Source organism: Acetomicrobium mobile, assembly GCF_937920065.1.
This window is the reverse complement of sequence record NZ_CALETC010000170.1, coordinates 38,748-48,449: the sequence shown is the minus strand read 5'-3', so window position 1 is coordinate 48,449 and position 9,702 is coordinate 38,748. Positions and strand designations below refer to the sequence as shown.

Here is a 9,702-nt window from a genome sequence, read left to right as displayed (position 1 = left end):
TAGATTTTTTAGTCTCTTGCGATTACATCATTGATCTTGGCCCAGAAGGCGGAGACGAAGGAGGCTATGTCGTAGCGACAGGAACTCCGGAGAAGTTGGCAGAAAACGGGAACAGTTTCACTGGCAAGTACATCTCCGCATTTTTGCAGGACATTAGAGGAGGAAAGTATTTAGTATCATGAAAGACGAAAAGACAAACGATATTTGTTACGGTCGCAACCCGGTCTTGACTCTTTTAGATGTGGCTCCCGATCGTTGTCATAAAATATTAATATCAGAATCAATAAACAAAAGTCTGGCGGATGAAATCTACGATAAGGCGCGAAGGTTATCCGTGCCCGTTTCAAGGGTAAAACAACAAGCCCTGGACAGAATAACGGATGGAGCATCGCACCAAGGCGTGTTGGCTTACACCGTAAAGGGAAAATTGGGGGATTTGAGTCAATTATTGGATAAGATCTTTCAAGCCAAAGACAACGCACTGGTGATCATCGCAGATAAAATCAAGGACCCTCATAACCTTGGCGCTATAATAAGAAGTGCCGAAGTTTTCGGAGCACTTGGAGTCATTTTTCCTAAGCGCAATAGCGCCTACCCAAATAGCACGGTACACAAGACAAGTGCTGGTGCCAGCTTAAGAATTATGACAATTGCGGTAAGTAACTTAGCGAAGTCGATAAAGGAGCTGCAGGAAAAGGGGGTTTGGGTCGTTGGGTTAGATCACAGGGCCCATAGATTTATATGGGATGAGCCTTCCCTTGGCGGGAAATTAGCTCTTGTGGTTGGATCTGAAGAAGCAGGTATCTCTCCCATCGTAGCTAAAACCTGCGACGATATAAGATCAATTCCCATGCTTGGGAAGACGGGGTCTTTAAATGCTTCTGTCGCAGCGAGCATAGGAATGTACGAATGGCTGAGATGCTGCAATAAAGGAAAGTCTCAAAAATCGCGATAGCTATGTCTAAAATTATCTTTTGCAAAATTTTGTTGCAAGTTCCGGAGTCAGAAATCTTCTACCTAAGCGCCATCGTCGATAGCTACGATAACTTAGGTTATGTCAGAAAAGAGGAGGCTCCAAGCGGACATACGTGGCTTTTCTTTTCTAACGACATGAAAGATGAAGTTTATGAGTTGCTTTTGCTGCTTCAAGACGAAATTGAAGGTCTCAAAATAAAAGGGGAACCTATCGCGGTGGAGGTGTAATTTTTTGTCATTAAACATCCTTTCTGAAATATTGACAAACATTGGGAAAAAGCACGATCTTTCCTGCGATCTCTACATGCAGCGCTCAACGGGTCACTTCATAACAATTGAGGGTGGTAGAGTAGAGGAATTGGCTCATGGCACAATAGAAGGTTGCGGGTTCCGCATACTTCGTGGGAACGAAACGCACTTTATGCATACCCATAGGACGACAGCCAACAGGGCAATAAGATTGATTTGCAATACAATCGAACCATTAGGCATAAAAGTAAAACTTCCTTCTGCCATCTCAGAAGAACCTTTAATAACAACAGGCGGTGGGGAAATCTCTCAGATTGATAGCGAACCTTTAAGAAATTTAGAAAAAGTTATATTGAATGAAAGTAAATACATCAAAAAAGTAACATTAAAACTGAGCACCTCGCAAAAGGAAATAGCCATAGTGGCAAGCAATGGCAACCTTGTACAAGAGGTAAGATATTTGACTCGCTTTGCCGCTCAGGTCATTGTAGAAAGTGATGGCAAGCTTTTCTCTGGCTATAACGCCAGCGGATACAGCGTGCCATTAGACCGTTTTCTAAAATTAGCGAACATCGGATCAACAGCATTAAGTGCCGCTAAAAAGGCCCTCCTCGGACTGGAGTGCGTGCCTTGCCCGGCAGGCAAGATGCCAGTCGTATTATCTGGGGAGGCAGGAGGAACCATGATACATGAGGCTTGTGGACATGCCTTGGAAGGTGATATAGTATACAAAGATTACTCCCTATTTAAGGATAAAATTGGCGAGGAGGTTGCAAGCTCGGCAATAAATTTGATAGATGACGCAACTATTAAAGATGCCTTCGGATCATATAAATACGATGACGAAGGTACTCCTTCGCAAAGGACCACGCTGATAGAAAATGGGATATTGAAGGCCTATCTATCAGATGTTTTCTGTAATAAAATGTGGGGGCTTCCCCTCACGGGGAACGGAAGGAGAGAGTCGTACATGCGCCCTCCAACAGCACGAATGTCAAATACCTTCCTGCTCCCAGGCAGCGAAGAGCCGGAAAAAATCATCTCGCGCGTCCAATACGGTCTTTTCGCCAAAAAGATGGGTGGCGGAGAGACTAATCCAACTTCTGGCGACTTTGTATTCCACGTAGATGAGGGCTATTTGATCGAGGACGGAGAGGTAACAGTTCCGGTTAAGGGCGCGATTCTGGTGGGAAATAGCGCGCAAGTCCTAAAAAATACTTTAGCTGTAGGTAACGATCTTGGATTTGACGTGGGCCTTTGCGGTAAAAATGGACAGTATGTTCCCGTTACAGATGGTCAACCAACTATCCTCATCAAAGAGTTAGTTGTGGGAGGAAGCGACATATAGATGTCAAAACATTATTCACGAAAAACAAAAGGCAGGTCAAAAGACAAAAAGGGAATAACAAAAAAACTCGGTACAATTTTTGACAACGCCCAGAAAGCTGTCGACGATTTTTTTGAAGAAGAAAGACACCGCAAAAGAATAAAAAAAGCATCGAAGATGCTCGACTTCCTTCTTCTATTGGCGCTTTTTGCCATTATCTACTGCATGGCAAGTATCTTTACTCCCTGGACTGGCGCTGTTGGCGAAGCAATTAATGAATTTATGACAGGCAAGTGGGGCCTGGCTTCTTTGATACCGCTATCTTTTTTGGGATATCTTAGCGTCGCTCTCTTAGTTAAACGCGAAATTCCTGCTTTCTTAGAACAACTAGCTGGAATGATCTTGTTTTTTTTGGCTGCTGAATTGCTGCTAGGACTAATATTTATTAACAACCCGAGGTCCGCAAACATACATTTATGCGGAACGTGGGGGCTTTTTATTGCGACCATATCTCTAAAAAGCGTCGGTCCTTTAGGTGTCTCCTTATTTGGATTAACGCTTGGCTTTTTCGTCTACTTTCTTTATGGTACCGGCAATTTCAGGGAATTTGTCGCTGCTTTTCGTAAATTGCTTTCAAATGTACATGGCAAAATAAAGGATCTTTTCCGACCATTGTCCATGCAAAAAAAAGCACCAAGTGAACCTGAATACAGAGAGAGGGAAATTAAATTATCCGATCTTTCCAAATTGCCTGAAAGTGAATTTTATAATACAGATGCAAAGAAGGGACTTGCACTTGAAAGCGCATTTGACAAAAGACCTTATCGCGGAGAAAAAGAGGCGTACGCGCTATTTGAAGCAGATGATTCTGAAGATGGCTTCGTACTTCCCCTCGACTTCGAGCCTGGTAAGTTTCCTCCGCCCTTAGAGATACTAGGCGTACGAACCGATCACGACACGACGGCAGATATCAAGCCCACATTGGAAAAATACGGGGCAAAGATCATAGAAACCTTAGCCGAATTTGATATAGAATCGGAACTAGCGGACATTGTGCTGGGTCCTACGGTAATCCAGTTCCGGATACAAATTGCACCTGGCATCAAAGTTAGTAGGATTGCAGCCCTGTCAAACGATTTGGCTTTAGCCTTGGCTGTTCCAAGCCTTAGAGTAGAGGCACCGATACTTGGACAACCTTACGTTGGCATCGAAATCCCCAACCCCAAACGAAGGCCAGTGCTCTTAAGAGATGTTATTGCGTCATCCGATTTCATGCAATCTAAATACGAACTGCCCCTACCTCTGGGACTGAAAGTCGATGGGACCCCTATGGTGGTAGGGCTTGAAAATCTTCCCCATCTGCTCGTTGCCGGGACCACCGGATCAGGCAAGAGCGTATTTGTATCGTCCTGTTTAATTGGGCTCTGCTTTGTGAGACGCCCTGATGAAGTCAAATTTCTTCTCGTTGATCCCAAAAGAGTAGAGATGACTCTTTTCGAGAAACTTCCTCACATCCTGACTCCTCCTATAGTAGAGACCAAAGAAGCCGTCGCAGCGCTAGCTTGGGCCACAAGCGAAATGGAACGAAGATATGAAGTATTTGCAAAAACGAGAGTTAGAAATATAAAATCTTACAATGAAAAGGTATTGCCGAAAGACAGACTATATAATCTTGTAATAATTGTTGATGAATTAGCTGATTTAATGATGACTTCCCCAAGGGAGGTTGAGGACTATATATGCAGGTTGGCTCAGATGGCAAGAGCCACTGGCATTCATCTTATTTTGGCAACGCAGAGGCCTTCTGTAAACGTTGTTACAGGATTAATAAAGGCAAATTTCCCTGCACGAGTGGCCTTTACTTTGCCGTCACAAGCGGACTCAAGGACCATACTTGATGTTGGTGGAGCAGAGAAATTACTAGGAAGGGGAGACATGCTCTTCTTATCGCCTAAATTCGCAAAGCCGGTTAGAATACAAGCACCGTGGGTGGAAGAGGATGCTATAATCAGGTTTATAAAATACACTATAAATATTTTTGGCGAACCGGAATATATAAACATTTCAGAGGGAGAGCAAGCAAGTTATGAAGCGATATATCTGGACGATCCATTGCTCGAGGAGGCCGTGGAGGTAGTATTAGCCACAGGAATCGCTTCAGCAAGTAGGCTACAACGCCAACTCAGGGTAGGATTTACCCGCGCTGCTCGGCTAATAGATACTATGGAACAGCTTGGCATCGTTGGCCCTCAGGAAGGATCCAAACCCAGAGACATATTGCTCGACGAAGATAGGGCAAGAGAAGTTTTGTCTCAGGCATTAAGTGGTGATCGCAATGGAATTAATCGAGGTTGAAACTTTTGCAATTCAACGTACGCCTCCTTTCCTCGACGACAAAGTGCTGATTGTCGCAGGAGGCAAACCTCCAAACGACTTATGGTTTAAAAAGATATCAAAAGATTTTGACATTTGGGCAGTTGATGGGGGAGTCCGATATTGCAGAAAGCTTGACATCACACCTAAGGTACTTATAGGCGATGGAGACAGTTCTTCTTCCGGAGACTGGATTTGGGCCAAAAAAGGGGGCACAAAAGCCTACAAGTACCCAAAAGATAAAGATTATACCGATTTACAGCTTACACTAATGCAAATCGGCGAAAGCTATAAATCGGCCTCTGTGTTTGTAACTGCAGGGCTGGGGGGACGATTAGACCATACAATGAGCAATGTCTTTAGTCTGCTCTGGGCCGAAAAGTGGGGAGTAAATGCCGTTGGTTTTATCGATGACGAGGAATCGCTGTTGCTTCTTAGGTGCGGTGAGGAGTTAAAGATTTTTTTTAAGGAAAGACCTTTGGCGATTTCTTTGTTATCTTTATCGCCGCAATCCCAAGGCGTATATTTAAGGGGGGTAAAATGGGAGCTAGAGGACGCTACCTTGAAGTTGGAAGAACCCTTCGCCATAAGCAACGAATTAAAATATGAAGAAAAAGTCGTTCACTTAAGGGTAGAGTCGGGATGTGTGGGAATTTACATATGCCATCCTCGTGGTGGGTTGAAATAAAAAAGCGGGCTTTTAGATCGCCCGCTTTACCAAGCCAGAACGCAAACAACGCGTGCATGCCTTCATGCGCTTCTTAACACCGCCTCCCAAATCCACGTTAACTACTTGCAAGTTAACCAACCAGCGATGGCGAGTGCGACGGTTGGAGTGACTGACCCTATTTCCAGTTATTGGACCACGCCCACAGAAATCGCATTTTCGAGCCATAAATCAAAACCTCCCTTGTTTGCTATAAAATAACAGCTATGGTATTTTAACATGCCTGACCAAAAAAAATCAAATAGTATACTAGTCTGGAGGAATGATGATGTCATTTTCAAAGGATATTGAGGAATTGGAAAAAATTATCCAACGCTTAGAAAAAGAAGCTTTGCCCTTGGAAGAAGCAATGGAAATATTTGAACGTGGAATTACTTTGGTACGGAGTTGTCAAGCCTATTTGACAGAAGCACAGCAAAAGGTGTTGCTCGTCAGCGAGGAAGGCAACGAGTCAACTTGGGAGCAGCAGAAGGAGAATGAAAATTGAGCAGCGGAAGCGATCTGAAAACCCTATTTGAACGGAAAAAAGAGCTAATAGATGAATACTTAAGAGAAACGCTGTGCAAAAAGAAAATACCGGATATATTGGCTCAAAGCATTGCCTACTCCTTGCTGGATGGAGGAAAAAGGGTCAGGCCTGCATTATGTGTGATTACAGCCGAAAGTCTAGGGGTCGAGCCCAGCAGGGTGCTGCCTTTGGCTGCAGCCTTTGAAATGGTGCATACTGCATCCTTAATACACGATGATTTACCTTGCATGGATAATGACGACTACAGGCGGGGAAAGTTAACAAATCATAAAGTGTACGGCGAATCTATGGCGGTACTTGCTGGCGACTCTTTGCTGGCCTTTGCCTTCGAGATTTCGTTATATGAACTGCCCAAACAAGGTTTTTCGCAAAGCCATATCCTTCGGGCGCTGGGCATATTATCAAATGCAATTGGACCATCTGGCATCTGCGGTGGTCAAGCTTTGGATATTACGCAAGAACATGGAGAAGATAATGAAGAATTCCTGTGGAAAATGAGCGAACTAAAAACGGCAACATTGCTACGGGCTTCCTTGACAGCTCCTGCAGCGCTGGTCGGTGTAGACGGACAAACAATGTCATGTTTACATAATTATGGGACACATATGGGAATATCCTTTCAAATCGTAGATGATATACTTGACGTGACGGGAACAATCTCAGAACTTGGCAAGACGCCCGGAAAGGATGAAGCATCCGGAAAGGTAACTTTTGTCTCCTTTTACGGGTTGCAAAAAGCAAAAGAACTGGCCTTAAATGAAACAAAAAAAGCTGTGGAGGCAATAACCCCTTTGGGCGAGAAGTTTAAGGTGTTTGTAGAGATCGTAGAGCATTTTACAAGGAGGTCTAGGTGAGGATTGACCTATATGTATTTAAATAAAATTACGGATTATAAAGACCTTCAAAGATTAAGATACACAGAGAAGCTTCGACTCTGCAATGAGATCAGGCATATGATAATAGATGTGGTCACAAAAAATGGAGGACACTTAGCGTCATCTTTAGGAGCAGTAGAGTTGATCATTGCGCTGCTGTCTGTCTTTGACCCAATGAAGGACAAGATAGTATTTGATGTTGGCCACCAAAGTTACGCTTACAAGATACTTACGGGGCGCAAAAGCAACTTTCACACGCTCAGGCAATGGGGCGGTATAAGCGGTTTCCCAAAGAGGGAAGAGAGTCCATGCGATCATTTCAATACAGGGCATGCTGGTACCTCCATTTCTGCTGCAATAGGTTACGCAAAGGCTCGTGATCTGCTAAGCCAAAAACACGACGTAATAGCTGTCGTAGGAGATGCTTCAATCTCAAACGGTACATCCCTTGAGGCCTTAAATCAAATTGGCGAGCTTAAGACAAAATTAATAATCATTTTAAATGACAATAAAATGTCCATCAACGTTCCGATTGGAGGAGTTGCTAAACACTTAAGTCACATAAGCACTAATCCTTCCTACAAACGAGCAAAGGAAGCGATAAAACTAGCTTGCAAAAGCTTGCCTCTGGGTGGCGCTTTAATTGAAGATGCCCTAAAGAGATTGAAATATCAGGTAAAGACCATGTTTCAGCCGATTAACATGTTCGAAGCCCTGGGAATTAATTATTGGGGCCCTTTTAATGGCCACAACCTTGAAGAACTTGAAGAAGTCTTTAAATTGGCAAAGGTATTTGATGAATCCGTTTTAATACACGTGATAACCGAAAAAGGTAAAGGTTATGAACCCGCCGAAAAAGACCCGACTAAATACCATGGAGTATCACCGAAGACAACAACTTCTTTAGATTCTCCCGAGGATTCTATTTCATGGAGCAAAGCTACTGCCAAGTGTGCGGAAAAATTGGCCGAGAAAAACAATAAGATCCTTTGCCTCACCGCAGCAATGGAAGAGGGATGCAGTTTATCCGATTTCAAGAAAAGGTTTCCAAACAGATTTTTCGATGTCGGCATCGCAGAAGAACACTTGCTAACCTATGCCGCCGGATTAGCGGCGGGGGGGATGCAACCCATAGTGTTCATTTATTCTACTTTCTTACAACGAGCTATGGATCAACTTTGTCACGATATAGCCATGCAGGGGTTTCCGGTCATCATAGCCCTCGACAGGTCTGGATTAGTCGGTGAAGATGGCGAAACCCATCAAGGGTTACTTGACGTCCCGTGGTGTAAATCCATTCCAGGACTCATTATCGCCTCACCCAGAGATGTGGTGGACTTAGAGTACATGTTCACATGCCTTATTGAGAACTGCGATAGCCCAGGTATAATAAGATACCCCAAGGGTGAAGCGCCGAGATCCCTGGCAAGAAAAAAAGAAGGCCTTCCATCGCAATGGCTCAAGGCCGAGGTTTTGCGCGAAGGAGAAGAAGTTCTTTTAATAGGATATGGAAGTACCATTCCGATGTTATTAGAATCTAGCGAAGAGATTAGAAAAACCTTAGGATTTGAATCAACTGTGGTTGATCTAAGGTTCATAAAACCGCTGGATTTGAAGACATTAAAGGAATTATTTGCTGCACATTCTTTAGCTGTAATGGCAGAAGAAGAGTACGCAATCGGCGGAGCAGGCGAGCAATTGTCCTGCCTTGCTTTCAAAGAAAATAAAGACTTGCAGTGGATTCATTTGGCCGTGCCTGACACCTACGTTCCACATGGAACGAGAGACGAGCAGCTGCAACATGTCGGGCTTAGCAGCAATGAGGTGGTGAAAAGAGTAAGTGAGCATCTCAAAACAGCGTCTCGATAAACTGTTGATCGAACGAGGTTTTGTGAATAGCAGGAACAAAGCAATAGCCCTGATATTAGCCGGAAAAGTAAAGGTTGATGGGAAAGTTGTCGCTAAAGCAGGCACGCAGGTCAATGTAGCTTCACAATTGGAGATAATCCAACAGGATAAATGGGTAAGCAGAGGTGCTTACAAACTCCTCAAGGCATTAGATTGTTTCGATGTAGATCCAAAAGATGCGATATGCTTCGACGTTGGGGCATCCACTGGTGGTTTTACGCAAGTATTACTTGAGAGAGGCGCCAAAAAAGTTTATGCCATTGACGTGGGTTATGGGCAGTTAGCGTGGACATTGAGACAAGACAAACGTGTTATAGTACGCGAAAAAACAAACGCAAGATATCTGAGCAAAGAGGATTTCGATGAGGAAGCCGATTTAATCGTTGTTGATGTTTCCTTCATCTCATTAAAACTAATAATACCGGTATTGGCAAAATTACTGTCCGCCAGAGGAGATATCCTGGCCCTTATAAAGCCTCAATTCGAAATAGGAAGGAAATATGTTGGAAGAGGAGGCGTCGTAGCTGACCCCTTGTTGCACGAGAAGGTATTAAAGGATGTTGTATGCTACGTTACGAATATTCCACCGTTAAATGTGGTTGGATTAACTCACTCGCCCATTAAAGGTCCCAAGGGCAATATCGAATTTCTCTTGCATGCAACAGCTAAGCCCAAGGATCCTCTTCCCTTAAATTTCATGGAAGTTGTCAATGCTGCCCACTTCGAGCTCACTTAGGAG

The 9,702-nt window shown here is 43.8% G+C and carries 11 protein-coding genes; 10 read left to right on the top strand and 1 reads right to left on the bottom strand.

Annotated features, from left to right (window positions below):
- The 6 genes from Q7P41_RS06505 to Q7P41_RS06480 all read left to right on the top strand — a co-directional run.
- Positions 1-182 (top strand): hypothetical protein (locus tag Q7P41_RS06505; RefSeq protein ID WP_303882991.1); only part of this gene is annotated, 182 nt, incomplete at its 5' end.
- On the top strand, positions 179-955 hold the full coding sequence (gene rlmB, locus Q7P41_RS06500) for a 23S rRNA (guanosine(2251)-2'-O)-methyltransferase RlmB (protein ID WP_303882990.1): 777 nt from the start codon (positions 179-181) through the stop codon (positions 953-955). The genes Q7P41_RS06505 and rlmB, both read left to right, overlap by 4 nt.
- 2 nt (positions 956-957) lie before the next feature.
- Positions 958-1,203 (top strand): DUF4911 domain-containing protein, encoded by a 246-nt coding sequence (locus Q7P41_RS06495; protein ID WP_303882989.1) that lies wholly within the window; start codon positions 958-960, stop codon positions 1,201-1,203.
- A gap of 4 nt (positions 1,204-1,207) precedes the next feature.
- Complete coding sequence (locus Q7P41_RS06490) at positions 1,208-2,572, top strand: TldD/PmbA family protein (protein WP_303882988.1); 1,365 nt, start codon at positions 1,208-1,210, stop codon at positions 2,570-2,572.
- Positions 2,573-4,906, top strand: a complete 2,334-nt coding sequence (locus tag Q7P41_RS06485) for a DNA translocase FtsK (protein ID WP_303882987.1) — start codon at positions 2,573-2,575, stop codon at positions 4,904-4,906.
- The gene (locus Q7P41_RS06480) at positions 4,887-5,612 is read left to right on the top strand and encodes a thiamine diphosphokinase (protein WP_303882985.1); all 726 of its coding nucleotides are present in this window, start codon (positions 4,887-4,889) and stop codon (positions 5,610-5,612) included. The genes Q7P41_RS06485 and Q7P41_RS06480 overlap by 20 nt, the downstream gene beginning before the upstream one ends.
- A gap of 12 nt (positions 5,613-5,624) precedes the next feature.
- Here the strand turns inward: Q7P41_RS06480 and rpmB are convergent, their stop codons facing one another.
- Complete coding sequence (rpmB, locus tag Q7P41_RS06475) at positions 5,625-5,819, bottom strand: 50S ribosomal protein L28 (RefSeq protein WP_303882984.1); 195 nt, start codon at positions 5,817-5,819, stop codon at positions 5,625-5,627.
- A 100-nt stretch (positions 5,820-5,919) separates the two neighbouring features.
- Here rpmB and xseB point away from each other — a divergent pair, with 100 nt between their 5' ends.
- From xseB to Q7P41_RS06455, 4 genes are read left to right on the top strand one after another with little or no spacing between them, the layout of a single operon-like run.
- Positions 5,920-6,138, top strand: coding sequence for an exodeoxyribonuclease VII small subunit (gene xseB / locus Q7P41_RS06470; protein WP_303882982.1), 219 nt, complete (start codon positions 5,920-5,922; stop codon positions 6,136-6,138).
- A complete protein-coding gene (locus Q7P41_RS06465) occupies positions 6,135-7,034 on the top strand; it encodes a polyprenyl synthetase family protein (RefSeq protein ID WP_303882981.1) in 900 nt (299 codons plus the stop codon). The genes xseB and Q7P41_RS06465 overlap by 4 nt, the downstream gene beginning before the upstream one ends.
- A 12-nt stretch (positions 7,035-7,046) precedes the next feature.
- The gene (gene dxs / locus Q7P41_RS06460) at positions 7,047-8,924 is read left to right on the top strand and encodes a 1-deoxy-D-xylulose-5-phosphate synthase (protein WP_303882994.1); all 1,878 of its coding nucleotides are present in this window, start codon (positions 7,047-7,049) and stop codon (positions 8,922-8,924) included.
- Positions 8,896-9,699 (top strand): TlyA family RNA methyltransferase, encoded by an 804-nt coding sequence (locus tag Q7P41_RS06455; RefSeq protein WP_303882980.1) that lies wholly within the window; start codon positions 8,896-8,898, stop codon positions 9,697-9,699. Before dxs ends, Q7P41_RS06455 begins: the two co-directional genes overlap by 29 nt.
- Positions 9,700-9,702 lie beyond the last annotated feature (3 nt).